General features: G+C 74.6%; 27 protein-coding genes. 8 read left to right on the top strand and 19 right to left on the bottom strand.

Going from position 1 to position 22,336, the window contains the following annotated elements; all coding sequences use genetic code 11:
• Positions 1-283: 283 nt before the first annotated feature.
• Genes yhjD through KIK08_RS26225 form a run of 3 tightly spaced genes read right to left on the bottom strand, consistent with a single transcriptional unit; the run spans position 284 to position 2,661 of the window.
• Positions 284-1,354: an inner membrane protein YhjD gene (gene yhjD / locus KIK08_RS26235; RefSeq protein ID WP_308257898.1), complete on the bottom strand. Its 1,071-nt coding sequence runs from the start codon at positions 1,352-1,354 to the stop codon at positions 284-286.
• Positions 1,355-1,367: 13 nt separating this feature from the next.
• Entirely contained in the window at positions 1,368-2,387 is a 1,020-nt protein-coding gene (gene trpS, locus KIK08_RS26230; protein WP_214405921.1) for a tryptophan--tRNA ligase, read from the bottom strand.
• Between the two features lie 13 nt (positions 2,388-2,400).
• Positions 2,401-2,661, bottom strand: coding sequence for a hypothetical protein (locus KIK08_RS26225; protein WP_214405920.1), 261 nt, complete (start codon positions 2,659-2,661; stop codon positions 2,401-2,403).
• 117 nt (positions 2,662-2,778) lie between these two features.
• Between KIK08_RS26225 and KIK08_RS26220 the strand changes: the two genes are divergently transcribed.
• Positions 2,779-3,642, top strand: a complete 864-nt coding sequence (locus KIK08_RS26220; RefSeq protein WP_214405919.1) for an alpha/beta fold hydrolase — start codon at positions 2,779-2,781, stop codon at positions 3,640-3,642.
• Between the two features lie 28 nt (positions 3,643-3,670).
• On the opposite strand, the gene KIK08_RS26215 is transcribed toward KIK08_RS26220, so the two are convergent.
• Both KIK08_RS26215 and KIK08_RS41920 read right to left on the bottom strand, forming a co-directional pair.
• Positions 3,671-3,868: a DUF397 domain-containing protein gene (locus KIK08_RS26215; protein WP_214405918.1), complete on the bottom strand. Its 198-nt coding sequence runs from the start codon at positions 3,866-3,868 to the stop codon at positions 3,671-3,673.
• Complete coding sequence (locus tag KIK08_RS41920) at positions 3,865-4,695, bottom strand: helix-turn-helix domain-containing protein (protein ID WP_214405917.1); 831 nt, start codon at positions 4,693-4,695, stop codon at positions 3,865-3,867. The genes KIK08_RS26215 and KIK08_RS41920 overlap by 4 nt, the downstream gene beginning before the upstream one ends.
• Positions 4,696-4,859: 164 nt before the next feature.
• On the opposite strand from KIK08_RS41920, the gene KIK08_RS26205 reads away from it, so the two are divergent.
• Entirely contained in the window at positions 4,860-5,171 is a 312-nt protein-coding gene (locus KIK08_RS26205) for a hypothetical protein (protein ID WP_214405916.1), read from the top strand.
• Positions 5,172-5,209: 38 nt separating this feature from the next.
• On the opposite strand, the gene KIK08_RS26200 is transcribed toward KIK08_RS26205, so the two are convergent.
• From KIK08_RS26200 to KIK08_RS41160, 3 genes are all read right to left on the bottom strand, one after another.
• On the bottom strand, positions 5,210-7,819 hold the full coding sequence (locus tag KIK08_RS26200; RefSeq protein WP_214405915.1) for a bifunctional FO biosynthesis protein CofGH: 2,610 nt from the start codon (positions 7,817-7,819) through the stop codon (positions 5,210-5,212).
• Between the two features lie 166 nt (positions 7,820-7,985).
• On the bottom strand, positions 7,986-8,729 hold the full coding sequence (locus tag KIK08_RS26195; RefSeq protein ID WP_214405914.1) for a response regulator: 744 nt from the start codon (positions 8,727-8,729) through the stop codon (positions 7,986-7,988).
• On the bottom strand, positions 8,726-9,937 hold the full coding sequence (locus KIK08_RS41160) for a sensor histidine kinase (protein WP_214405913.1): 1,212 nt from the start codon (positions 9,935-9,937) through the stop codon (positions 8,726-8,728). Before KIK08_RS41160 ends, KIK08_RS26195 begins: the two co-directional genes overlap by 4 nt.
• Positions 9,938-10,048: 111 nt before the next feature.
• On the opposite strand from KIK08_RS41160, the gene KIK08_RS26185 reads away from it, so the two are divergent.
• Positions 10,049-10,969 (top strand): ABC transporter ATP-binding protein, encoded by a 921-nt coding sequence (locus KIK08_RS26185; RefSeq protein WP_214405912.1) that lies wholly within the window; start codon positions 10,049-10,051, stop codon positions 10,967-10,969.
• Positions 10,966-11,808 (top strand): ABC transporter permease, encoded by an 843-nt coding sequence (locus tag KIK08_RS26180; protein WP_214405911.1) that lies wholly within the window; start codon positions 10,966-10,968, stop codon positions 11,806-11,808. The genes KIK08_RS26185 and KIK08_RS26180 overlap by 4 nt, the downstream gene beginning before the upstream one ends.
• 17 nt (positions 11,809-11,825) lie before the next feature.
• Here KIK08_RS26180 and KIK08_RS26175 read toward each other — a convergent pair whose 3' ends face one another.
• The 7 genes from KIK08_RS26175 to KIK08_RS26145 all read right to left on the bottom strand — a co-directional run bounded on the left by KIK08_RS26175 (position 11,826) and on the right by KIK08_RS26145 (position 16,941).
• On the bottom strand, positions 11,826-12,410 hold the full coding sequence (locus KIK08_RS26175; protein ID WP_214405910.1) for a dihydrofolate reductase family protein: 585 nt from the start codon (positions 12,408-12,410) through the stop codon (positions 11,826-11,828).
• A 306-nt stretch (positions 12,411-12,716) separates the two neighbouring features.
• The gene (locus KIK08_RS26170; RefSeq protein ID WP_250557840.1) at positions 12,717-14,315 is read right to left on the bottom strand and encodes an alpha/beta fold hydrolase; all 1,599 of its coding nucleotides are present in this window, start codon (positions 14,313-14,315) and stop codon (positions 12,717-12,719) included.
• Positions 14,316-14,497: 182 nt separating this feature from the next.
• Positions 14,498-15,073: a GNAT family N-acetyltransferase gene (locus tag KIK08_RS26165; protein WP_214405908.1), complete on the bottom strand. Its 576-nt coding sequence runs from the start codon at positions 15,071-15,073 to the stop codon at positions 14,498-14,500.
• On the bottom strand, positions 15,016-15,522 hold the full coding sequence (locus tag KIK08_RS26160) for an MMPL family transporter (RefSeq protein WP_214405907.1): 507 nt from the start codon (positions 15,520-15,522) through the stop codon (positions 15,016-15,018). The genes KIK08_RS26165 and KIK08_RS26160 overlap by 58 nt, the downstream gene beginning before the upstream one ends.
• Entirely contained in the window at positions 15,435-15,785 is a 351-nt protein-coding gene (locus KIK08_RS26155) for a hypothetical protein (protein ID WP_214405906.1), read from the bottom strand. Before KIK08_RS26155 ends, KIK08_RS26160 begins: the two co-directional genes overlap by 88 nt.
• A 276-nt stretch (positions 15,786-16,061) precedes the next feature.
• A complete protein-coding gene (locus tag KIK08_RS26150) occupies positions 16,062-16,412 on the bottom strand; it encodes a DoxX family protein (protein WP_214405905.1) in 351 nt (116 codons plus the stop codon).
• A gap of 7 nt (positions 16,413-16,419) precedes the next feature.
• Positions 16,420-16,941 carry a carboxymuconolactone decarboxylase family protein gene (locus KIK08_RS26145; RefSeq protein ID WP_308257897.1) on the bottom strand — a complete coding sequence of 174 codons (522 nt, stop codon included), beginning with the start codon at positions 16,939-16,941 and terminating at the stop codon, positions 16,420-16,422.
• A 162-nt stretch (positions 16,942-17,103) separates the two neighbouring features.
• Between KIK08_RS26145 and sigJ the strand changes: the two genes are divergently transcribed.
• Positions 17,104-18,006: an RNA polymerase sigma factor SigJ gene (gene sigJ, locus KIK08_RS26140; protein WP_308257896.1), complete on the top strand. Its 903-nt coding sequence runs from the start codon at positions 17,104-17,106 to the stop codon at positions 18,004-18,006.
• Between the two features lie 79 nt (positions 18,007-18,085).
• Here sigJ and KIK08_RS26135 read toward each other — a convergent pair whose 3' ends face one another.
• A complete protein-coding gene (locus tag KIK08_RS26135; RefSeq protein WP_214405904.1) occupies positions 18,086-18,343 on the bottom strand; it encodes a hypothetical protein in 258 nt (85 codons plus the stop codon).
• A gap of 215 nt (positions 18,344-18,558) precedes the next feature.
• On the bottom strand, positions 18,559-19,152 hold the full coding sequence (locus tag KIK08_RS26130; RefSeq protein WP_214405903.1) for a YfbM family protein: 594 nt from the start codon (positions 19,150-19,152) through the stop codon (positions 18,559-18,561).
• Between the two features lie 135 nt (positions 19,153-19,287).
• On the opposite strand from KIK08_RS26130, the gene KIK08_RS26125 reads away from it, so the two are divergent.
• From KIK08_RS26125 to KIK08_RS26115, 3 genes are all read left to right on the top strand, one after another.
• Positions 19,288-19,755 carry a DinB family protein gene (locus KIK08_RS26125; protein WP_214405902.1) on the top strand — a complete coding sequence of 156 codons (468 nt, stop codon included), beginning with the start codon at positions 19,288-19,290 and terminating at the stop codon, positions 19,753-19,755.
• A 54-nt stretch (positions 19,756-19,809) separates the two neighbouring features.
• Complete coding sequence (locus KIK08_RS26120; RefSeq protein ID WP_214405901.1) at positions 19,810-20,430, top strand: dihydrofolate reductase family protein; 621 nt, start codon at positions 19,810-19,812, stop codon at positions 20,428-20,430.
• Positions 20,431-20,674: 244 nt separating this feature from the next.
• Positions 20,675-21,280, top strand: a complete 606-nt coding sequence (locus KIK08_RS26115) for a hypothetical protein (RefSeq protein WP_214405900.1) — start codon at positions 20,675-20,677, stop codon at positions 21,278-21,280.
• Positions 21,281-21,378: 98 nt separating this feature from the next.
• On the opposite strand, the gene KIK08_RS26110 is transcribed toward KIK08_RS26115, so the two are convergent.
• A complete protein-coding gene (locus KIK08_RS26110) occupies positions 21,379-21,873 on the bottom strand; it encodes a YbaK/EbsC family protein (protein WP_408004724.1) in 495 nt (164 codons plus the stop codon).
• Between the two features lie 12 nt (positions 21,874-21,885).
• On the bottom strand, positions 21,886-22,336 hold a 451-nt coding region (locus KIK08_RS26105), incomplete at its 5' end, for a hypothetical protein (protein ID WP_214405899.1).

Here is a 22,336-nt window from a genome sequence, read left to right as displayed (position 1 = left end):
GCCCGCCAGGCCGAGCCGGCGACCGGGATGTCGGCGGGCGCGGTGCTCGGCCTGCTCGGCAGCCTCGCCGGGCTGGCCGCGGTCGCCCTGCTGGCGACGCTGGTCGCCACGAAGCGCAGGCCGCGGCGGGGGCCGCGCTAGCGCGGTGGCCACGCACGTTCACCGGTCGTCGCTCGCCGGCTCGCCGCGGCGGGGTCGACGCCGTCTTCGCAGGGTCCCCGTAGTCCTCGCAGGTGCTGTGCACTCTGCGCCGACCACACTGCCCCTGCGAAGACCCCCCGTGTCAGCGCCGGCGGCCGAGCAGGAGGCGGCCGCCCAGCAGGCCGCCGATCAGGCCGGCGCCCAGCAGCCCGGCCGCGGTCCCGGTGCTCGGGCCCGACCGCACCTCGACCTCCTGGTGGATCACCGCCGGCCCCGGGACCGGGACCTCCTCGGGCTGCTCGTTCTCCTTGGCCGTGGCCGCCCACGCCGTCACGAACAGCACGAACCGCGAGGCGAAGAACACGAACACCAGCAGGCCCAGGAACGACCCGAAGATCGCCCCGCTGGGCGAGCTGGTCACCGACGTCAGGTAGATGGTCATGACCTGCTTGAGGATCTCGAAGCCGACCGCGCCGAGGAGGGCGGCCTTCGCCGCGCTGCGCAGCGTGGCGTGCTCGCGCGGCAGCCGGGCGATGACCCACAGGAAGATCAGCCAGTTCGCCGTGATGCCGAGCACGATCCCCAGCACGCGCAGCGCGACCTGCGCCCACACCTGGTCGCCGAAGCCCCAGATGTTGAGCACGTCGGTGGCGAAGCCGGAGGCGAACCCGGTGATGCCGAACGAGCCGACGAGCGCGAGCCCCAGGCCGCCCAGCGCCAGCAGGTCGAACAGCAGCCGCTTGAGCATGGCCGGCGTCTCCGGGACCTGCGCCCACTGCTCCGACAGCGCCTCGCGCAGGTTCGACATCCACCCGACCCCCGAGTAGAGCGCGCCGAGCAGGCCGAACAGGCCGACGCTGCTCCGCTGCTCGATGGCCTGGTCGATGATCGGGTTGATGGTGCCGGCCAGGCTGCCCGGCACGTTCTCCGCGATGGAGTCCTTCAGCTCGTCGAGCAGCTCGGGGTTGAAGAACAGCACGTACCCGGCCACCGCGAACGCCACCATGATCAGTGGCACCAGGGACAGCACGGAGAAGAACGTGATCGCCGCGGCGTAGTGGTCGCCGTGGCGTTCGGAGTAGCGCCCGCCCGCCTTCACCATGTGGTCGAGCCAGGCGTACTTCGCCCGCAACCGCTCCAGCCTGGACGGACCCCCGTCCGCCCCACCGTCCTTCTGGTCATCCTGCTGATCAGCAACGGCGGGTGCGGACACGCTGGTCACCCCTCTACGTCGGCGGCAAGAACCCGATCCTGTCGTGGACGGCGGCCAACGTCGCGCTGGAGACCTCACGCGCCCGGGTGGCACCGCGGGCGAGGATCCGGTCGAGCTCGGCGGGATCGTCCAGGTAGAGCCGTACCCGTTCGGCGAGCGGAGTAGTGAACGCCACCACTACGTCTGCCAGGTCCTTCTTCAGGTCGCCGTAGCCGCGCCCGGCGTACTCGGCCTCCAGCTCGGAGACCTTCCGCTCGGTGAGCGCGGCGTAGATCGTCAGCAGGTTCGAGATCCCGGGCTTGGCCACCGGGTCGTAGCGGATCTCCCGCTCGGTGTCGGTGACCGCGGAGCGGATCTTCTTGGCCGAGGCCTTCGGGTCGTCGAGCAGGTCGACGATGCCCGCCGGGCTGGAGCTCGACTTGCTCATCTTCGCCGACGGGTCCTGCAGGTCCTGGATCTTGGCCGCGCCGGTGAGGATGTAGGGCTCCGGGACGACGAACGTGCGCCCGAACCGCGAGTTGAACCGCTGCGCCAGGTCGCGCGTCAGCTCCACGTGCTGGCGCTGGTCCTCGCCCACCGGCACCCGGTCGGGCTGGTAGAGCAGGATGTCGGCGGCCTGCAGGATCGGGTAGGTGAACAGGCCCACCGTGGCCCGGTCGGCGCCCTGCTTCGACGCCTTGTCCTTGAACTGGGTCATCCGGCCGGCCTCGCCGAACCCGGTGATGCAGCCCAGCACCCACGCCAGCTGGGCGTGCTCGGGCACGTGCGACTGGACGAACACCGTGCAGCGGTCCGGGTCGAGCCCCAGCGCCAGCAGCTGCGCTGCCGCGTTGCGGGTGCGGTGGGCCAGCGTCTTCGGGTCGTGCTCGACGGTGATCGCGTGCAGGTCGGGCACGAAGTAGAAGGCGTCGTGGTCGTCCTGCAGGCCGACCCACTGGCGGACCGCGCCGAGGTAGTTGCCCAGGTGGAACGAGTCCGCGGTCGGCTGGATGCCGGAGAGCACCCGAGGACGGCGATCGGAGGCGGCGGTCATGCCCCCGATTGTTTCAGCCCCGCTGCGCCCGGCCCCGCTCGACATCGTCACTGTTGTCGTCGCTGTCGTCGTCGCTGTCGTCGCCACTGTTGTCGGCGGGCACCGCCGAACCCACGGGCACGCCGACCGAGGGCGTGGTGTCGTCGCGGTGCAGCACGACCGTGTTGCTGTCCAGGTCGATCGGGCCCAGCCGCCACGGCTGCTCGCCGTCGCCGTCCTCCGACGCCTCGTCGCGGATCTTCGGCCCGGGGAACATCTCGCCCAGCACGCCCATGCCGCTCACGCTACCCCCCGCGTCCCACACCCCCTGAGGTCAGGAAAGCGGCGGGCGGGCGGCGGACGAGGTCCCGCACGCGGCGGCCTGACCGGACGGTCCATAGGCTGTCCGCTCGTGGACCGGCCCGAAGTGATCGCAGTGGACGCCGGGCCGGTGGCGCTCAGCGCCCGGTCCTGGCCCGACGGCTCGGCCCGACCGGTGGTGCTCGTGCACGGGCTCTCGTCCAACGCCCGGTTGTGGGACGGCGTCGCCGGACACCTCGCCGCCGCCGGGCACCCGGTGCTCGCGGTCGACCTGCGCGGGCACGGCGCGTCCGCCGACGTCCCCGACACCGACACCGACGACCCGGACGCGCCGCCCACCGACCCCACCCGGACCGCGGCGCAGGACCTGGACGCCGTCTGCACCGACCTCGGCTGGTCGGCGCCGGTCGTGGCCGGTCACTCGTGGGGCGCCAACGTCGCCCTGCAGCTCGCCACCGACCGCCCCGACCTCGTCCACGGACTGGCGCTGGTGGAGGGCGGGTGGCTGCACCTGGGCGACCAGTGGCCGACCCTGGACGACGCGTGGGGGATGCTCGCCCCGCCCCGGTTCGACGGGGTCGGCGCCGCGGCGCTGCGCGCGAGCCTGCGCGAGGGCCACCCGGGCTGGACCGAGGCCGCGGTCGAGGCCGCGATGGGCAACCTGCGCGAGCGCGAGGACGGCGCGGTCACGCCATGGCTGGACCGCGAGCGGCACCGCGCCATCCTCGGCAGCATGCTGCGCCACCGGCCGCGGGCGCTGTACGGCCTGGTCCGCTGCCCGGTCCGACTGCTCGCCGTCTTCTCCGCCACCGGCCCGCCGCGCAAGCGCCAGCAGGTCGCCGAGGCCGTCGCCGCCCTGGCGGACGGCGAGCTGGTGGAGTTCCCCGGCGACGACCACGACCTGCACGCCCAGCAGCCCGCCCGGGTCGCGGAGATCATCGCCGGCTTGACCTGAGGGTGCCTCGCGACCGAACGGCCGCTGCTCAGGCGAGGTGGTCGAACTCGCCGGAGCGGGCGCCGTCCAGCCACGCGGCGAACTCGGCGGCGCGGAGGCGCAGGACGGGGCCGTGCGGGTCCTTCGAGTCGCGGACCTCGACCATGCCGTCGTGGCGACGCATCTCGACGCAGTCCGGGCTGTTGCCGGAACTCGCCGACGCCTTGATCCAGGGGGTCTCGCTCATTCCCGGTACTCCCTCACCGGGATGGCCTGTGCGCGTACGTCCTCGAACGCGGCACGGAACTCGCCGACGTGCTTGGGCCGCTCGATGTACCTGGTCCCCACGACGCTCTCGAGGCGGACTACCGACGGATCGTCCGGATCGTCGAAGTCGAGGATCGTGAACGGACCGTTCATCGCAGCGTGCAGGCCGTTCTCGAACGGCAGGACGCGAACGCTGACACCATCCCTGTCGCCGATCGCCCGCAGGTGGGCGATCTGTTCCTCCATGACCGCCGGTGACCCTACCCGCACCCGCAGTGCGCCGGCACTCAGAACGACGTCCAGACGGCGGGGCTTCGCGCGCTCGAAGAAGGCGCGTTGGCGCTTCATGCGGAAGGCGACCCGCTCTTCGACCGCCGACGCGGTCAGAGATCGGCCAGCCCTCACGGTCGCTCGGGCGTACCGTTCGGTCTGCAGCAGCCCGGTGACCAGTTCCGAGTTGTAGGTGATCAGGGCCGCAGCACCAGCCTCCAGATCCGCGAAGAAGCCGAACGAGTCCGGCACTCCCGACCCGAACTCCGCGGTGTAACCCGTCGAGCGGCTCGCGTCGGCCAGCGCCAGCAGCTCGTCGGTCTCGGCCGCCGGGACGCCGTACAGCCGGGCCAGTGCCAGCACGTCGCCCGGCCGGACGGCGATCTTGCCCGTCTCGATCTGCCAGATCTTGGTCCGGCCGGCGACGTTCGCCTCGACCACGTCGTCCTGGTTCTTCCCCGCCTCTTCGCGGTACATCCGCAGCCTGCGGCCGAGCTGGCGGCGGACGAGGCTGGCGCTGCCCTTCGTGGTGTCCACGTCCCGAACGTCCCACGTCGATCATGGGCGGTCGACGTTCGCAAAACGAAGCTACCGGTGAGCGGTCGAACACGTCAGGTTAGCTGCGGCGAGGCCGGCGGCCCCCGTGACCACCCGGCCGGCCTCGCCCCGGAACCGCTCGCCGCGAAGGGTCGTCTCCTGCGATGTCCACCACGGGCCCGCCCGGCCGGGTGCCCCTCACCTGCCTCGACGGGCTCGAACACCTGGTCCCCGAGCGCGTCCTGGCCACCTGCGTCGACGGCCGCTACACCGCCGTGTGCGGCCGGCTGGTCCTGCCCGCGGCGCTGTCGGTGCCGGGTGGGCGGCGCTGCCCGCTGTGCTGGACGCCGACCGGCCCCGCCCCGGTGGACCACCCCGAGCCCGAGCGGGGGCGCCGGCTGCACCCCGGGGCCCGGCGCCTCCGCTCGCTCCACCGCCGCGCCCTCGCCCGGCGCCGCACGCCCCGGCGCCGATGAGCGGACCCGACCGCACGCCCTCACCCACGCCGTGGCGGTCAGGCGGGGGCGAGCGGGAGGAGGCGGGGGGTGGGGGCGGCGGGGCGGACCTGGGTCGGCTCGCCGCGGTAGGTGGTGGTGCGCTGGCGGACGGGCCGCCCGGCGGCGGCCGCGATCGTCGTCAGCTCGGCCACCGACCGCGCGGAGCCGTTCTCCGAGCCGGCCATCCGGCTGATCGTCTCCTCCATCAGCGTGCCGCCCATGTCGTCGGCGCCGCCGCGCAGGATCCGCGCGGCCAGGTCGTCGCCGAGCTTCACCCACGAGCACTGGATGTGGTCGATGCGCCCGTGCAGGGCGAGCCGGGCGAACGCGTGCACCGCGCGGTTGTCGCGCTCGGTGGGGCCCGGGCGGGCGAGGCCGGCCAGGTAGATCGGGGCGTGCTGGTGCACGAACGGCAGCGGCACGAACTCGGTGAACCCGCCGGTGCGGTCCTGGACCTCGGCGAGCGTGCGCAGGTGGCCCAGCCAGTGCCGGGGCTCGTCGACGTGGCCGTACATCATCGTCGACGAGGACGCGATGCCCAGCTCGTGCGCGGTGCTGACCACCTCGATCCACTGCGCGGCCGGCAGCTTGCCCTTGGTCAGCACCCAGCGGACCTCGTCGTCGAGGATCTCGGCCGCCGTGCCGGGGATCGAGCCGAGCCCGGCGTCGCGCAGCTCGGTGAGCCACTCCCGCACCGACACGCCGGCCTTGGCCGAGGCGCTGACGATCTCCATCGGGGAGAAGGCGTGCACGTGCATGTCGGGCACGGCCGCCTTCACCGAGCGGACCAGGTCGGCGTAGAAGCTGACCGGCAGCTGCGGGTCGATGCCGCCCTGCACGCAGATCTCGGTGGCGCCGTCGGCGGCCGCCTCCACTGCCCGCGCGGTGACCTCGTCGAGCGAGAGCCGGAACGCGTCGGCGTCGCGCTCGCGCTGGGCGAAGGCGCAGAAGCGGCAGCCCACGTAGCAGACGTTCGAGAAGTTGATGTTGCGGTTGACGACGTAGGTGACGTCGTCGCCGACGACCTCGGCGCGCAGGGCGTCGGCCAGCCCGGTCAGCTCCTCAAGCGCCGGGCCGTCGGCGAGGATCAGGGCCAGCGCGGCGGTGCCGTTGGCCGGGTCGAGCAGCGCGGCCGGGTCGGACCCGGCCAGCCGCAGGCCGGCGCGGACGTCGGAGTCCAGGCGCTCGGGAGCGGCCTGCCGGCTGGCGGCCAGCTCGTCGCGCAGGGCGTCCCAGTCGCCGTAGACGGAGTCGAAGTCGCCGCGGCGGTCCTCCGTGCGGCCCTCGTCGTCGATCGCGGTGTGCAGGTCGGTGCGGCCGCTGGAGGCGAACCCGCCGTCGGGCTCCTGCCACGGCCGCCCGACCACCTCGGCGCCCTCGTCGGCCAGGCCCGTGCCGGGCTCGGCGAGCGCGTCGACGTGCGCGTGCAGCCGGGTGTCGATCCACGGCGAACCGGCCTTGACGTAGCGCGGGTAGGCGGTGAGGCGCTCGCGCAGCCGGAACCCGGCCGCGGCCGACCGGGTGGCCAGCTCGTCGATCGCCGGCCACGGGCGCTCCGGGTTGACGTGGTCGGCGGTGACCGGGGAGACGCCGCCCCAGTCGTCGATGCCGGCCCGCAGCATCAGCGCGAACTCCTCGCCCACCAGGTTCGGCGGGGCCTGCAGGCGCATCCCCGGACCGAGCACCAGCCGGGCGACGGCGATGGTCGCGGCCAGCTCGGTCAGCGACGCGTCGGGCTCGTTGCGCATCGCCGTGTCGGGCTTGGCCCGGAAGTTCTGCACGATGACTTCCTGGACGTGCCCGTGCGCGCGGGCCGCCGACCGGATCGCGAACAGCGACTCCGCCCGCTCGGTGCGGGTCTCCCCGATGCCGATCAGGATGCCCGTGGTGAACGGGACGCCCACCCGGCCGGCGTCGGTCAGCGTGCGCAGCCGGACGGCGGGGTCCTTGTCGGGGCTGCCGTAGTGCGGCCCGCCCGGCTCGCTCCACAACCGCTCGGCGGTGGTCTCCAGCATCATCCCCATGCTCGGCGCGACCGGCTTGAGCCTGGTCAGCTCGGCCCAACTCAGCACCCCGGGGTTGAGGTGCGGCAGCAGCCCGGTCTCCTCCAGCACGGCGATCGCGCAGGCGCGCACGTAGTCCAACGTGGAGTCGTAGCCGCGCTCGTCGAGCCACTGCCGGGCCGCGGGCCAGCGGTCCTCCGGGCGGTCGCCCAGGGTGAACAGCGCCTCCTTGCAGCCCTGCGCCGCCCCGGCCCTGGCGATCTCCAGCACCTCGTCGCGTTCCAGGAACGCGGCCGGCAACCGGTGCGGGACCGTCGCGAACGTGCAGTAGTGGCAGCGGTCGCGGCAGAGCCGGGTGAGCGGGATGAAGACCTTGCGCGAGTAGGTCACGACCCCCGGGCGGCCCTCGGCGACCAGGCCGGCGTCGCGCACGCGGGAGGCGACCCCCAGCAGCTCGTCGAGGTGCTCCCCCCGCGCGCTCATCAGCACCGCCGCCTCGACGACGTCGAGTGCTGCTCCGTCGCGCGCGCGTCGCAGCGCGCGGCGCATCGCCGAGTCGGTCGGGGTCGGGTCCGTCGGGACGGTGGCGGACTGCGGAACCGCGGGCGGCGGCAGGTCGACCATGACCCGAACACTAGGTCTCCGCGACGGCCCCGGTCGACTCCCCCGGCGTGGCTACGATCACGACCCGCGGGCGCCCCGGTCGGAATAAACGCAGGTCTCCCGCTCACCCGAGGTCGGAGCGCTCGGCGACGAGCCCCGGCCGGCTGTCACGTCGGAGCACCGTCCCTCACGTGGTGTGGTCCCGGCCGTCGTCACGCACGGCGCCGGCTCCGCGCGGCGACGGCGTCACCAGGCCCGTCTCGTAGGCGGTGATCACCAGCTGTGCCCTGTCGCGCGCGCCGAGCTTGCTGAGCAGGCGCCCGATGTGGGTCTTCACGGTCCCGACGGTGACGTGCAGGTGCTCCGCGAGCTCGGTGTTGGACAGCCCGCGGGCGATCAGGGTGAGCACCTCGCGCTCCCGCTCGGTGACGCCGTCCAGGGCGGCGCGCGCGCCGCGGGCGGGCCGGGCCCGCCCGGCGAACGCTTCGATCAGCCGCCGGGTGACCCGCGGCGCCAGCAGCGCCTCGCCCGCCGCGACGACCCGGATGCCGGCCAGCAGCTCGGCCGCCGTGGCGTCCTTGACCAGGAACCCGCTGGCCCCGGCCTCCAGGGCGGCGTAGACGTAGTCGTCCAGGTCGAACGTGGTGAGGATGAGGACGCGCACGGCCGCGGTCTCCGGGTCCGCGCAGATCCGCCGGGTGGCCTCGATGCCGTCCATCTCCGGCATCCGGACGTCCATCAGCACCACGTCGGGCCGGTGCTGGCGGGCGCACCGCACGGCCTCGGCGCCGGTGCCGGCCTCGCCGACGACGACGAAGCCCGGCGACGCGTCGAGCAGGGCCCGGAAGCTCTCCCGCATGAGGGGCTGGTCGTCGACGAGGAGCACGCCGACGTCCGCGGAGGACGGCGCAGGGGACGGCGTGGGTGTCATGCGGGGTGCTCCGCCACGGCGTAGGGCACGTCGGCGACGACCCGGAACCCGCCCTCCGGCCGCGGCCCGGCGCTCAGGGTGCCGCCGTAGACCGCGACGCGCTCCTGCATGCCGATGAGGCCCTGCCCGGCCGGGCGCCGGGCCGACGACCGGGGCGCGCGGCCGTCGTCGACGACCTCGATGCGCACGCCGCCCTCCGCTGCCCGCACCGTCACCCGGCAGCAGCCGGCGTCGGCGTGCTTCACCACGTTGGTCAGCGCCTCCTGGACGATCCGGTAGACGGTCAGCCCGACCGCTTCGGGCAGGTCGTCGACGCCGTCCGTGCGCACTTCGACCCGGAGGCCGGGCGAGCGCAACCGGTCGGCGAGGTCGGGCAGGTCGGCGGGCCCGGGGGCGGGCGCGAAGGCGGCGGGAGGGCGGGTGTCCGCCCCGGCGTCCGCGGTGGTCCCGGGCCGCAGCACGCCGAGCAGCCTGCGGATCTCGACGAGCGCGGCCCGGCTGGTGCGCTCGATGGTGACCAGGGCGTCGCGGGCCTCGGCCGGTCGCTCGTCGGCGATGTGGTTGGCCACGGTGGACTTCACCAGGATGACGCTCATGCTGTGGCCGACGATGTCGTGCAGCTCGCGGGCGATCCGCAGCCGCTCGGCGGCCACCGCGTCGCCGGTGAGCCTGCGGTCGGTCTCGGCGCGGACGCTGCGGCGCCAGCGGACCGTCCAGCCCACGGCCCACGCGGCCGTCGTCACCACGACGACCACGCCGAGCTCGACCTGCCACCACAGCGGCACCTCGCTGGCGGAGGCGTCGGCGGCGAGGATCGACGACCGGTCGTAGAGCCACGGGATCGCGACGGCCGGCACGACCAGGCCGGCGACCAGCCCGGCTCCCGCCGCGATGCGGCTGGACGCGGTGGCCACGGTGTAGAGCGCCACCGCGACGGGCGCGTACGTCGCGGAGATGGCCCCGAACCCCACGACGCCGAGCGCGGTCGCCACCGCGGCGGCGGCCACCACCCAGGCCAGCACCGGGACCGGCCACCGCCCGCGAACCGCCAGCGGGAGCCCCACCGCCGCGCCCGCCAGCCACGCCGCCCAGGCCGGGCCGGTGAAGGCCGGGCCGGGTGGGTCGAGCGCGGCGTGGGCCGCCAGATACGCCAGCGCGACGGCCACGGCGGCGTCGCGCAGGTGCAATCCGGACGGTTTCGCTGGCACCCCGCGACGCTATACCGGGCAGCCCCCGCGGCGCGTCTGACCGTGGTAGGACGTGGAATATCCGACTCCGGTCAGACGCGCACCACCGGCCCTCCCGGCGACCATTCCCGCATGATTTCCGTGAGGGGATTGACCAAGCGCTACGGGCCGACGCTCGCGCTCGACAAGCTCTCGTTCGAGGTGCGCCCGGGAGTCGTGACCGGCTTTCTGGGCCCGAACGGAGCCGGAAAGTCCACCGCGTTGCGCATCATCCTCGGCCTGCACCACCCGACGGCCGGTGAAGCGCTGATCCGCGGCCGGCCGTACGCCCGGATGCGGCGGCCGATGCACGAGGTGGGCGCGGTGCTCGACGCCGACGCCGCCCACCCCGGCCGCACCGCCGCCCAGCACCTCGTCTGCCTGGCCCGCAGCAACGGCATCGGTCGGGGCCGGGTGGCTGCGGTGCTGGAACAGGTCGGCCTGGCCGAGGTGGCGCACCGGCGGGTGGGCGGGTTCTCCCTGGGCATGCGCCAACGCCTCGGGATCGCCGCGGCGCTGCTGGGCGACCCGGCCGTGGTCCTGCTCGACGAGCCGGCCAACGGGCTCGACGCGGCCGGCATCCGGTGGATCCGCTCCACGCTGCGCTCCCTGGCCGCGCAGGGCCGCACCGTCCTGCTGTCCAGCCACCTGATGGGCGAGATGGCGCTCACCGCCGACCACCTGCTGGTCATCGGCCGGGGTCGGCTGATCGCCGACGCGTCGCCGGCGCAGCTGCGCGCCCGGGCCGAGCGCGACGTGCTGGTGCGCTCTCCCCGGCCGGCGGAGCTCGCCCGCCTCCTGACCAGCCTGGGGGCGTCGGTCACCCCCGACGGTGCCGGCGCGCTCGTGGCGGCCGGGGTGGATGCGGCCGCCATCGGCGACGCCGCCGCCGCGGCGGCGATCCCCCTGCACGGGCTGACGCCGCGCGGCGCCACGCTCGAGGAGGTCTACCTGGAGATGACCGGCGACGCGGCCGGGTACCGGGCGCTCCCCGAAGAGGCGGCACGACGATGACCGCTACCGACACGACCACCACCGACACCGTCGGCTCGGCGATCCCGAGCCCTTCGCGGGCGCGGGTGTTCCGCGACGCGGTGGCCGCCGAGTGGCTGAAGCTGCGGACCGTCCGCACGACCTACGCGCTGCTGGCCTGCGCCGGGGCCGCGACGCTCGTCGGGCTGACCGTGCTGGCCCTGGCCGTCCAGGAGTTCGACCACGCGACGGCGGCGGAGCGTGCCGACGTCGAGGCCGCCGATCCCACCGTGGCGGTCATGCCGCTCGTCGCCTTCTTCGTCGGGTCGATCGGGGCCATGGTGTTCACCAGCGAGTTCGGTACCGGCTCCATCGGGCCCGGCCTCCTGGCGGTGCCGCGGCGCCGGCTCCTGCTCGCCGCCAAGGCGACGGTCGCCGCCGCGGCGGGTGCCCTGGCGGGGTTGCTGTTCGCCCTGCTGTCCTTCGCCTGCGCCGTCCTCTTGGTGGGCAACCGGCCCGCGCCGCTCAACCCCTGGCCGGCCTGGACCGACGCGATCCCGATGGTGGCCGGCGCCACCGTCGTCGTGACGACCACCAGCGCGGTGGCCCTCGGGCTGGGCGCCGTGCTCCGCTCGACCGCGGCGACGCTGGTGGCGCTGGGCGCTCTCGTGCTGGTGGTACCGATGTTCGCGCACGCGCTGCCCGCAGCCCTGCACCTGCGGCTGGCGTCGATCCTGATCCCGAACCTGGCCCCGCAGCTCGCCGGCGGCGACCACCCCTACCTGCTGTCGCCGGCCGGCGCGGCCGTGGCGGCGGCGGTGTGGGTGCTCGTCGCGCTCGGCGGCGCGACGGTCGCCCTCGACCGCCGGGACGCGACATGACCGGGCGCGCCCCGCGGCTACCGGCGCACGACGTAGCGCAGGTGGGTGACACCGCGGTCCTCGACCACCTCGGGGTCCGACAGCCGCACCGGGCCGCGGGTGCCGGCCAGCCAGGGGATCCCGGCGCCGAGGACCACCGGCACGAGGCTCACCTGGATCACGTCCAGCAGGCCGGCGTCCAGCAAGCCACGGGTGATGGTCGCGCCGGCCACGCTCACGTCGAGGTCGCCGGCCAGCTCTCGGGCCTTCCCGACGGCCGCCTCCACCGAGGTCTCGAAGTGGATCGGCACCCCGCCGCGCGGCCAGTCCGCCGGCGGGCGGTGGGTGAGCACGACCATCGGCACCTCGCCGCCGGGGTGGCCGTTCCAGCCGTTGGTGATGTCGTAGAGCCGCCGACCCACCACCATCGCGCCGGACCGGGCCATCGCCGCGGTGAGCAGGTCGGCGGTCGTCCGCGAGACGCGCAGCTCGGGGTAGTCCGCGCTCAGCTCCAGCGGCACGTCTCCGCTGCCGTAGAAGCCGAACAGCTCCGCGCAGCCGTCGTCGGGGTCGGCGATGAAGCCGTCCAGCGACATCGCCAGGTTCGCAGCCACCTCGCCCATCAGGGCACCTCCTCGGTTCGTCGGCCTGTCACCGGTAGGACGGCGTCGACGGCGCCGGCTCATCGATCCGACCGGCGGTGGGGGGCGGGGCGGTGTTCCGAGCGGGCCGAGCCGTCACCTCCGGTAGCGGACCCGGCGCGGGGGGCAGGCGCCGGGCGATCCGCTCGCTGGTGGTCACCGCGCTCGCCGGGCAAGCCGCTCCCACCGGGCGACGACCCGTCCACCGATACCACCCGGTCCCGGGCCGTGCTGCCCGTCGACGGCGCGGTGACCGCGGCCTGGTCGAGGTGGAGCGTCCGGCTCGGATCAGCGCTGTGCGACGTCCGTGCAGTAGACGTCCTCGTCGGGCAGCGTCCCGGTGGTCAGGAAGTCGACCGTGGCGCGGTCGGCGCAGGCCGAGCCGTGGCCGTAGGCGTAGTGCCCGCCGTTGTCGACGCCGACGAAGCCGGCCCGGTCGCCGAGGACCTCGCGCAGCGCGACGCCGTCGTCCCACGGGGTCGCGTTGTCGCGGCGGTTCTGCAGGACCAGGGTGTTGCGCGGGCCGTCGTCGGTCACCGCGACCGGCGCCTCCAGCGGCTCGCTCCAGAAGGCGCACGGCCAGACCCCGACCGGCATGCCCGCGGTCAGCGGCCAGGCCCGCCGGTCGGCGGCGACGCGGGCGGCGTAGCCGTCGATGTCGTCGGACCATTCGGCATCGCCGCAGGTCAGCGCCAGGAACATGGTGGCCTGGTTGTCGGCGGGCACGCCGGGGGCGGCCGGGGCAGCGGCGAACACCTGCTCCAGCACGGCGGCGTCGGCCTCGGTGGGGGTGCCGTCCGCGAGGTGGGCGGCGGTGCTCCAGAACCGGGCCAGCAGCGGCAGGGTCTCGTTGTCCAGCAGCAGGCCGTAGGTGACGCTGCGCAGCATCGCGCCGCTCAGCGCCAGTGGCGTCCCGGGGACGGGGGCCGGGGTGCGGTCGAGGCGGTCGGCCAGCGCCAGGTAGGTCCGGGTGACCTCGTCGACGTTGTCGCCCAGCCCGAGCGCGGCGTCCTGCGCGGCGACGGCGGCCGCGTCGGGGAACCGCTCCGCCATGCCCTTGCCCCATCCGGCGGCCGAGCCGGCCCAGACCTCGGTGGGGTCGACGTTGCCCTCCAGCACCACGCGGTCGGCGCGGTCGGGGAACAGCGCGTTGTAGACCGCGCCGAGGTAGGTCCCGTAGGACTGCCCCCAGTACGAGATCTTCTGCTCGCCCAGCGCCTCACGGACGAGGTCCAGGTCGCGGGCGGTGTTGGCGGTGGTGAAGAACCGCAGGTCCGCGCCCGCGGTCGAGGCGCACCGCTCGGCGACGGCCCGGGCGAGGTCGACGTTCGCGGTGATGGAGCCGTCGGCGGCCGGGAAGGGGAAGAACCCGGCGACGCTCGGGTCGGGCAGGCCGCAGCTCTGCGGGGTGCTGTTGCCCACCCCGCGCGGGTCGAACCCGACCAGGTCGTAGCCGTCCAGCACCGATGCCGGCAGGGTCGGCGCCATCGTGCCCGGCGTGTCCAGGCCGGCCAGGGCGGGCCCGCCCGGGTTCAGCACCAGGACGCCGCGGCGCTCCCCGGGCTTCGCGGTGGCCAGCTTCGAGACCGCGACGTCGATCGTCCGGCCGCCCGGATCGCGGTGGTCGAGGGGAACCCGCACCGTCCCGCAGGTCAACCGGGGATCGCGGGCGGCGCCCTCGGCCGGCGGCGGGCACGCGCCCCACGTGATGCCGGCGGGGGCGGGCGCGACGGCGGACGTGAGCGCCGCGGCGGGTGCGGCGCGCTCCTCGTCGTCCCACGGGTCGTCGGCGTCCGCGCCGCAGCCGGCCAGCGCGGCTCCCGCGAGCCCCACCGCCACCAACACCCCGGCGATCCCCCGCCGCCCGGAAAAGCTCGGTCGCACCATTTCCTGAATCCTCCGCATCGCTTTCGGGTGTGGTCGCGGATCGATTCATCCGACCGCTTCCCGACGAAAGCGAAATTAACGGGGTGCAGCACCGCGCACGTCCCTCCGGAGTGCGCAGATCACGTAGCTCGCACGGGGGATGCGTCTGTGAGGCACGATCAGGGCCGTGCTCGTCCGCCGCCTCAGGTCGTGCGGCGCATCACCAGTCGCGGGAGCTTGCTGGCCAGCGCGTCGGTGCTGCCGGCCACCGCGAAACCGGCCTTCTCGAACATGGCCCGGGTGCCCACGAACGCCATCGTCGTGTCGATCCGGCCCGCCTCGGCGTCCACCGGGTAGCTCTCGACGGCCGGGGCGCCCCGGGACGCGGCGTACGCGACGGCGCCCTCGATGAGCGGTGTCGTGTGGCCGCGCTTGCGGTGGCCGCCGCGGATGACGACGCAGATGATGCTCCAGACCGGGAGGTCGTCCAGGGGGCGGATCAGCCGCGACCGGCTCAGCCGGGTGTTCTCCGCGCGCGGGCCGATGCTGCACCAGCCGACCGGCTCGCCGTCGGCGTAGCCGATCACGCCGGGCGGGTTCGGGCGCTCGCAGAGCGCGCGGAACGCCGTCTCCCGGTCGCCGCCGCCCAGTTCCTCGACCTCGCTCGCGACGAGCCGGTGCGACAGGCACCAGCAGTGGGTGGCCCGCCGGTTCGGGTTCGTCACCGCGACGAAGTCGTCGACCCGGTCCGGGGTGACGGGATGGACCTCGAACGCCATCGGCCGAGCAAAGCGTCGTCGGCGGGCCCGGTCAAACCGGGCCGGCTCGGCCACCAGACACGCTCGCCGAGCAGCGTCATCGCCGCGGGCAGGATGAGCACCCGCAGCACCACCGCGTCGAAAAGCACCGCGGTGGTGAGCGCGACGGCCACCTCCTTCATCTCGATGCGGTCGATGAGCACGATCCCGGCGAAGTCCGAGATCATGATCGCCGCGGCGCTGGTGACGGTGCCCGCGGTGCCGGTGATGCCCTCGACGACGGCCCGCCGCGTGGGAACGCCCGCGCGCACGGCCTCGCGGATGCGGCTCACCACGAAGATCTGGTAGTCGGTCGAGAGCCCGACCAGGATCGCGAACACCATCAGCGGCATCCGCGACCCGACGAACCCGGGCGAGGTGAAGCCGAGCAGTCCCTCGGCCCAGTCGTGCTGGAACACCGCCGCCAGCACGCCCCGGCGACCACCACGGCAGCCAGGTTGATCACCACCCCGAGAGCGGCCAGCACCACCGAGCCGAACACGGCCACCGTCACCAGCAGCGTCGCCAGGCAGACGAACCCGATGCCCCACGGGATCCGCTCGCCCTGGTAGGCGGAGTAGTCGAGGCCGCGGGCGATCTCGCCGCTGACGGCGTACTCGACGCCGGGCACCCGGCCCAGCGCCCGGGGGAGGAGTTCGGTGCGCAGGTGCCGAACCGAGTCGACGGCCGCCACGAGTTCTCCGGGTGCGGCACCGCGATGCGGAAGGTGCTGGTGGCGCCGTCGGCCGACGTGCGGATCCGCGGGGTGCCTGCGCAGCGGGGGTCGCCCGCGGCCGATGCGGCCAGTGCGTCCAGCGCGTCCAGCGCGTCCAGCGCGTCGCGGACCTCCCCGGCCCGTGACACGTCGGTGCGCACCGCCACCAGGTGGTGCGGACCCTGGTCCGGGAACAGCCGGGTGGACCGACGAGTGACCCGGGCGACGGCAGCGCCCACCGCCGCCGGGACGCGCTCACCGGTACTGGAGGAGGTCGACGACCAGCGCGGCGACCGTGACGGCGAAGAACACCGCCCACCCCACCAGGTGGCGCGAGCCCACCCGCAGGTGGGCGACGAGCGCACCGACGAAGTACAGCACCAGGCCACCGGCGGCGAGCGTGCCCAGCAGCGGCACGACGAACCCGACCAGCAGCCCCGCGGCACCCGCGGTGAGCACCGCGCCCAGCACCGGCCCGCACGACCGCGGCAGCCGCTTCATGTCCAGCTGGGACTTCGGGTAGTCGTGGCCGATCAGGTAGAAGACGGCGGCGCTGCCGGTGAGGACCGCGGCGGCGATCGTCAGCGTGACGTGGGCGGCGGACATCCGCGCGTCAGTCGCTGTAGTGCTGCCCCAGCGGCCTGCCGGGGATCGGCTTCGCGATGAGGGCGACCGGGACGAAGAAGCAGATCTGGGCGATCACCAGCGTGAGCGTCCACAGCGCCTGCTCGTCGTAGTGGGCGGCCGCCTCGGCGAACAGCGCGTCGGGCACGCGCTCGCCGTGCGGGTTCGCGGTCAGCACGGCCTCCACCAGCGCCAGCGCGACCCGCTCGGCGTCGGTGAAGCACGGGGCGTCCCGCCACGAGGCGACGGCGGTGATGCGCTCCTCGGCCTCCCCGGCGTCGCGCAGGGCGCCGGTCTGGCGCACGGTGTGGTAGGTGCTGCCGACGAGCTGCCCGGCGCGCAGTTGCGCGATGGCGATGGTGGTGGGCGGGATCGAGCCGTTGTGGACGGCCTCGTGCATGGCGCCGGCCAGCGTCGCCACCTGCGGGAAGAACCGGCCGGGATCGGGCAGGCGGGACCGGACGTCGTCCCGCGCGGACATGGAGGTGGACGTGGAGGTGGAGGTGGACACGGTGGGCTCCGTTCTCGAGGTCGGGGACCGGGCTCCCCCGGGCTCCGACGACCCGACGACGCAGCCGCGCGGAACGTGAGGCGCCCGCCCCGACCTCACAGACCGGCGCGCCGCGTCGTCGGACCGGGGAGAGCAGCCGCGAGCGAGGGAGCCGACGACCCCGTGACCACACCGTCCGAACCGGGCCTGGACGCGATCATGAGCGAGCGCCGGCAGCTGATCGGCCTCGCGTACCGACTCCTGGGGTCCCTCGCCGACGCCGAGGACGTCGTGCAGGAGACCTACGCCCGCTGGTACGCCATGTCCCCGCAGCGGCGGGAGGCCGTCGACTCCCCGGGCGCCTGGCTGACCACGGTCGCCAGCCGCATCTGCCTCGACCTGCTGACTTCGGCACGCGCGCGGCGGGAGCGGTACGTGGGCGCGTGGGTCCCCGAACCGCTGCCCGGGCCGATCGAGGCGGGCAGCGCCGACCCGGCCGACCGGGTCACCCTCGACGAGTCGGTCGGCATGGCGTTCCTCGTCGTGCTCGAGTCGATGACCCCGGCCGAGCGGGTCGCGTTCGTCCTGCACGACGTCTTCGGCTACCCCTTCGCCGATGTCGCCGGGATCGTCGGTCGCAGCCCCGCGGCCTGCCGCCAGCTGGCCTCCTCGGCCCGCCGGCGCGTCCGCGACGCGCGGCCGGCGGGGGCGCCGGCCTCCCGGCGGGCCGCCGTCGTCGGGGACTTCAAGCGCGCCTGGGAGGCCGGCGACATCGAGGCCCTCGTCGCCCTGCTCGACCCCGGCGCCACCGTCGTCGCCGACGGCGGCGGCCTGGTCAGCGCCGTGCTCCACCCGCTGGAGGGCCCCGAGCAGATCGCCCGCTACGCCGTCGACCTCGCCGGCAGGGTGGCCGGGATGGCGTTCCGGGAGCGCACGGTCAACGGGCAGCCCGGCCTGGTGGCCGAGCGGGGCGGCGACGTCGTCGCCGTGCTGGCGTTCGACGTCGCGGGCGACCGGATCACGCGCATCTGGGCGGTGCGCAACCCCGAGAAGCTGCGCCGGTGGACGTCGGGGCCGGCTAGCTGACCAGCACCATCGTGCCGTGGGCGGGCCGCTCTCGGTCAGCTCGTGCGCGTCCGCGGCCCGGGTGAGCGGACTGAGCGCGCTACCGCTCCTCGACGTCGAACGTGAGGTAGACGCTCAGCGCGTAGGGCTCGCTCTCGTCGTCGAGCTGGTCCCAGGTGACGTCGAGGACCCGCGGGTGGTGCGCCTCGTGCGCCTCGAGCCAGCGCCGGACCTTCTCGAACACCCCGGCCGGCGACGACGCCGCGAACAGCCGACGGGCGATCGGGTGGACCTGCCCCTCCGGGTCGTCGGAGTCGTCGAAGGTGGGCGGGAGCTCCAGGAGCAGGTCCGGGTCCATGCCCCGAGCGTGCCACGCGGGCCGCGCCGACTCGTGGCGGCTTCGCGACGGGACCCCGCGGGTCCTCGCAGAGATGGCGGCGTCCTCGCAGCCACGGGTGGGTTCGCGCAGCGCGCCGGCGGGCTGCGAGCGCCCGCCCGAACCTGCGACGACCCCCGGAGGGCATCGGCACCGCCGGCCAACCACCGGGCTCCACCCACCGTCCCTGCTCCAGCTCAGTAGACGATCACGATGACGTCCAGCCCCCGGTCGACGAGCCGGTGGTACCAGCGGGCGAGTGCGCGGAGCTCGCCCAGCACGAGGGCGAAGGTCTCGTCGTCGTCGGCGTCCGGGTGCACCTTGTAGACGCCCAGCTCGACCATCCCGGCGACGGTGAACCCGCGCCGTGCCACGGCGTCGAGCGCGTCGATCCGGGCCGCCGCCTCGACCAGGAAGCCGGAGCCCGAGCACCGCCAGCGCATGCCCTGCCCCGACCTGGTGTGCTCGGCGAACCGCTCGTCGCCGAAGACGGCGCGGTAGGCCGGCGTGCGCTCGCGTTCCTCGTAGCTGCGCGACCGGCCGCGAGCGGCGGGGTCGAGCAGGTACTCCGCCTGCTCCTGGGTGCGCCCCGGGAACGGGTGGTACGTGCCGAACCCCTCCGGCACCTGCGCCGCGATCTCCCGGTTGACGGCCGGCAGCGGCTCGCCCCGCCCGCCGGAGCCGAACGGCGGGTGCAGGTCGGCCTGCTCCCAGGTGTCGGCGCTGTCCCGGATGGCGCGCAGCGCCGGGCTGTCGAGCCGCACCGGCACCATCCGCACGTCCAGACCCATCGCGTCCCCCTCGCTCGTCCTGGCAACTCTCCCGCATCGCGCCTTGTTTGCCGCTGCGGCAACGGTGCTTGCGGCTCGGCCGCCGGTGACGGGACAGTGCTCCGTCCGACCGCCGACAGCGAAGGATCACCCGGGATGGACGCTCGCCCCCCTCGCACCGACGCCGACGAGCGGACCACGCTCGTGGGCTTCCTCGACTACCTGCGGGAGGCCGTGGCGCGGAAGTCGGAAGGCGCCCCGGACGGACGGATCCGGGCCGCCGGCGTGGCGTCGGGCACCAGCGTCCTCGGCCTGGTCAAGCACCTGACCGCGGTCGAGCGCTTCTACTTCCTCGGCGAGGACGTCGGCGACTGGGCCGCCACGATGCGGGTGGCGCCCGAGGAGACGGCCGCGGACCTGCTCGCCGACTACCGGGACGCGGTCCGGCGGGCGAACGAGGTCATCGCCGGCTACTCGGACCTCACCCTGCCGGCCCCGCGGACGCGGCGCGGTGCGGCGCCGTCGATGCGCTGGCTCCTCGTGCACATGATCGAGGAGACCGGCCGGCACGCGGGCCACGCCGACATCCTGCGCGAGCAGATCGACGGCGCCACCGGCCGATGAGTCCGGGCCCGGCCGGCGGTCTGACCCGCATCGCCACGCCGAAGGAGGATCCCGATGAGCACGGACGCCCGCGGCCCGGTCAGGGCCGCCATCACCGTCTCCCTGGACGGCTACGTCACCGGCCCCGACGACCGCCCCGGCCAGGGCCTCGGCGTCGGCGGGGAACGGCTGCACTACTGGGTGATGGGCGGCCCCTGGACCTACGCGAGCGAGCACGAGCCCGGCGCCGGCATGACCGACGCGGACCGCGCCTACTACGACGCCCTGCTCGACGGCACGACCGGCGGCGTGTGCGGGCGGGGCATGTACGACTGCGCAGGCGCCTGGGGCGGGCGCAACCCCTTCGGCGGCACCATGGTCGTGCTGACCCACCGCACCGCCGACCAGCCCGATCCGGACTCCGGCTTCCTGATGGTCGAGGGCTTCGACGCGGCGCTGGCCGCCGCCCGCGAGCACGCCGGCGACGGCGGCATCGCCATCGGCGGCGGCGCGGACATCATCCGGCAGGCCCTCGCGGCCGGCGTCGTCGACGAGCTCGGCATCACCACCGCGCCCGTCGTCCTGGGGCGTGGGAAGCGGCTGTTCGAGGGGTTCGACCACGACGTCGACCTCGACATCCTCTCGGTGCACCACTCCCCGTACGCCGTGCACGTCCGGTACGCCGTCCGGCGCTGACCGGCGCCCCGCTGGCGGCTCGGGGACGGACGCGACGTCGACGGGCCGGGTCGGGCCGAGCTGGACGTCGACCCGACGGCGCCCACCACTGCGTGCCGAACGGGGCCGCCTGTTCGACGGGTGGTGGAGGCGCCGCAGCCGGCGGCGCGCTCGGCCGTCGGTGGCGGTCACGCCGGTAGGGTCGTGACCGAGGCCGAGGTCGACCCGCGCTGCCACCGGCCCTCCAGCCCGAAGGAGTCCGTTGGTGTCTGCCGAGCCCGAGCCGCCCGCATCCGGTGGCGACCACGCGAAGCACGAGCGCGCCGCCCGCGTCTACGAGAAGACCCGGACCGTCGCCAACGGCAACGCGATCGCCCAGGGCGCGAGCGGCCTGTTCGGCGGCGGGGTCAACCTGCTGGTCGACGCCGCCGCGATCCCCTTCTACGTCGACCTGTGGAACGAGATCCGGCGCATCTACGGCCGCGGCGAGATCACCCTGCAGGCCGCCCAGGAGTACCTCAAGCCGAACGTGGCGTTCCTCGTGCAGGACCTGGTGTGGGACAAGGCGATCGGGTCCATCCCGATCATCGGCATCCCGTTCAACATCGCGTTCGGCAAGGCGCTGACCTGGCGGCTGGGCGCCTGGTTCGGGATGCTCGCCGCGCTCGGCTCCGACGGCGGCGACACCGAGCTGACGCAGTCGACGCTCGCGCTGGTCAAGCTGGTGTTCCCGGCCGACGGCGGCGTGTTCAACTGGAGCGCCCCCGACCACGAGGTCTTCGTCGCGTTCATCTCCTCGGTCGACGGGCTGTCCGAGGCCGAGGCGCGCGACCGCACGGAAGCCGCCCTCCGGGCCCTGCGCGGCGAGTAAGCCCGCGCCGCCGCGCCGTCGAGAACGACGTTACCGTCGTTTTGGACCGGTCCATCCCACGACGACTTCGTTCTCGACGGGGTGCGCGGGCGCGGGCGTCACGCCACGTCCGCCGGCTCCCCACCGGTCACCGCCACCAGCTCGGCGAACGTCGTCGGGAACACCGCGTGCGGGATTCCGCCGGCCGCCCACACCTCGTCGTACGCCTCGAGGGCCCGGTCGACGAGCGTCCGCACCGGGGCCGGGTGCCCCACCGGCGCCACCCCGCCGATCACCTGCCCGGTCGCCGCCCGGACGAACTCCGGTTTGGCCCGCTTCACCTCGCGGGCCCCGACCAGGGCGGCCACCTTGCCGGTGTCGACGCGGTGCGCGCCGGAGGTCAGCACGAGCAGCGGCTCGGGCTCGCCCGTCTCCGGGACCACGGCGAACAGCAGCGAGTTCGCGATCTGGCCGACCTCGACGCCGAGCGCGGCGGCCGCGGCAGCGGCGGTGGCGACGGCGTCGGGCAGGACGCGCATGCGGTCGATGCGGGTGGGGTCGGCGCCGCCGCGGCGCAGGGCGTCGACGACGAGCCGGACGTTCGCGTGGGTCACGCCGTCATCCCATCACGGGGCGCGCAGGCGGGAACCGGTGAGCTGGCTGCCGTCGACCGCGGTGAGCAGGCAGTGCACGCCGCGGCGGCCGAATGCCGGGGCGGACTCGGGGGTGGACCTCGTGTCGTGGGTGAAGGACTCCGCGCTCGGCACCAGGACGGTCACCGCGAGCCGGTCGCGGTCGTCGCCGACGACGAGGGCGTCGAACTGCAGCCGGCACGCCTCGATGCCGTAGGCACGCAGGGCCGCCGGGTCGGGCAGCGGGAGGTCGGGGGTGGTGGCGTCGTAGGGCCCGAGGATCCGGAAGACCTGGCTGACGTGGACCTGGTCGCAGTCGCGGGCCGCGCCGCGGTCGATCGTGCGCCCCGGCGCCGGGGCGACCTGGTAGCAGTAGCCCTCGTAGAGCTGCACGGCCGGCATGTCGCCGCCATCGCCGTAGCTGAGCACCAGGTACTCCGGGGCG

The organism is Pseudonocardia lacus, from assembly GCF_018531445.1.
Lineage (GTDB): Bacteria > Actinomycetota > Actinomycetes > Mycobacteriales > Pseudonocardiaceae > Pseudonocardia > Pseudonocardia lacus.
The sequence above is the reverse complement of the archived record's forward strand: the minus strand, read 5'-3'. Positions and strand labels throughout refer to the sequence as shown.

Excerpts from the sequence above, each read along its gene's own strand:
- trpS (WP_214405921.1), bottom strand. The coding sequence starts at position 2,387 with ATGACCGCCGCCTCCGATCGCCGTCCTCGGGTGCTCTCCGGCATCCAG.
- KIK08_RS26225 (WP_214405920.1), bottom strand. The coding sequence starts at position 2,661 with ATGGGCGTGCTGGGCGAGATGTTCCCCGGGCCGAAGATCCGCGACGAG.
- KIK08_RS26215 (WP_214405918.1), bottom strand. The coding sequence starts at position 3,868 with ATGAGCGAGACCCCCTGGATCAAGGCGTCGGCGAGTTCCGGCAACAGC.
- KIK08_RS26205 (WP_214405916.1), top strand. The coding sequence starts at position 4,860 with ATGTCCACCACGGGCCCGCCCGGCCGGGTGCCCCTCACCTGCCTCGAC.
- KIK08_RS26200 (WP_214405915.1), bottom strand. The coding sequence starts at position 7,819 with ATGGTCGACCTGCCGCCGCCCGCGGTTCCGCAGTCCGCCACCGTCCCG.
- KIK08_RS26195 (WP_214405914.1), bottom strand. The coding sequence starts at position 8,729 with ATGACACCCACGCCGTCCCCTGCGCCGTCCTCCGCGGACGTCGGCGTG.
- KIK08_RS26185 (WP_214405912.1), top strand. The coding sequence starts at position 10,049 with ATGATTTCCGTGAGGGGATTGACCAAGCGCTACGGGCCGACGCTCGCG.
- KIK08_RS26180 (WP_214405911.1), top strand. The coding sequence starts at position 10,966 with ATGACCGCTACCGACACGACCACCACCGACACCGTCGGCTCGGCGATC.
- KIK08_RS26175 (WP_214405910.1), bottom strand. The coding sequence starts at position 12,410 with ATGGGCGAGGTGGCTGCGAACCTGGCGATGTCGCTGGACGGCTTCATC.
- KIK08_RS26170 (WP_250557840.1), bottom strand. The coding sequence starts at position 14,315 with ATGGTGCGACCGAGCTTTTCCGGGCGGCGGGGGATCGCCGGGGTGTTG.
- KIK08_RS26165 (WP_214405908.1), bottom strand. The coding sequence starts at position 15,073 with ATGGCGTTCGAGGTCCATCCCGTCACCCCGGACCGGGTCGACGACTTC.
- KIK08_RS26150 (WP_214405905.1), bottom strand. The coding sequence starts at position 16,412 with ATGTCCGCCGCCCACGTCACGCTGACGATCGCCGCCGCGGTCCTCACC.
- KIK08_RS26135 (WP_214405904.1), bottom strand. The coding sequence starts at position 18,343 with ATGGACCCGGACCTGCTCCTGGAGCTCCCGCCCACCTTCGACGACTCC.
- KIK08_RS26130 (WP_214405903.1), bottom strand. The coding sequence starts at position 19,152 with ATGGGTCTGGACGTGCGGATGGTGCCGGTGCGGCTCGACAGCCCGGCG.
- KIK08_RS26125 (WP_214405902.1), top strand. The coding sequence starts at position 19,288 with ATGGACGCTCGCCCCCCTCGCACCGACGCCGACGAGCGGACCACGCTC.
- KIK08_RS26120 (WP_214405901.1), top strand. The coding sequence starts at position 19,810 with ATGAGCACGGACGCCCGCGGCCCGGTCAGGGCCGCCATCACCGTCTCC.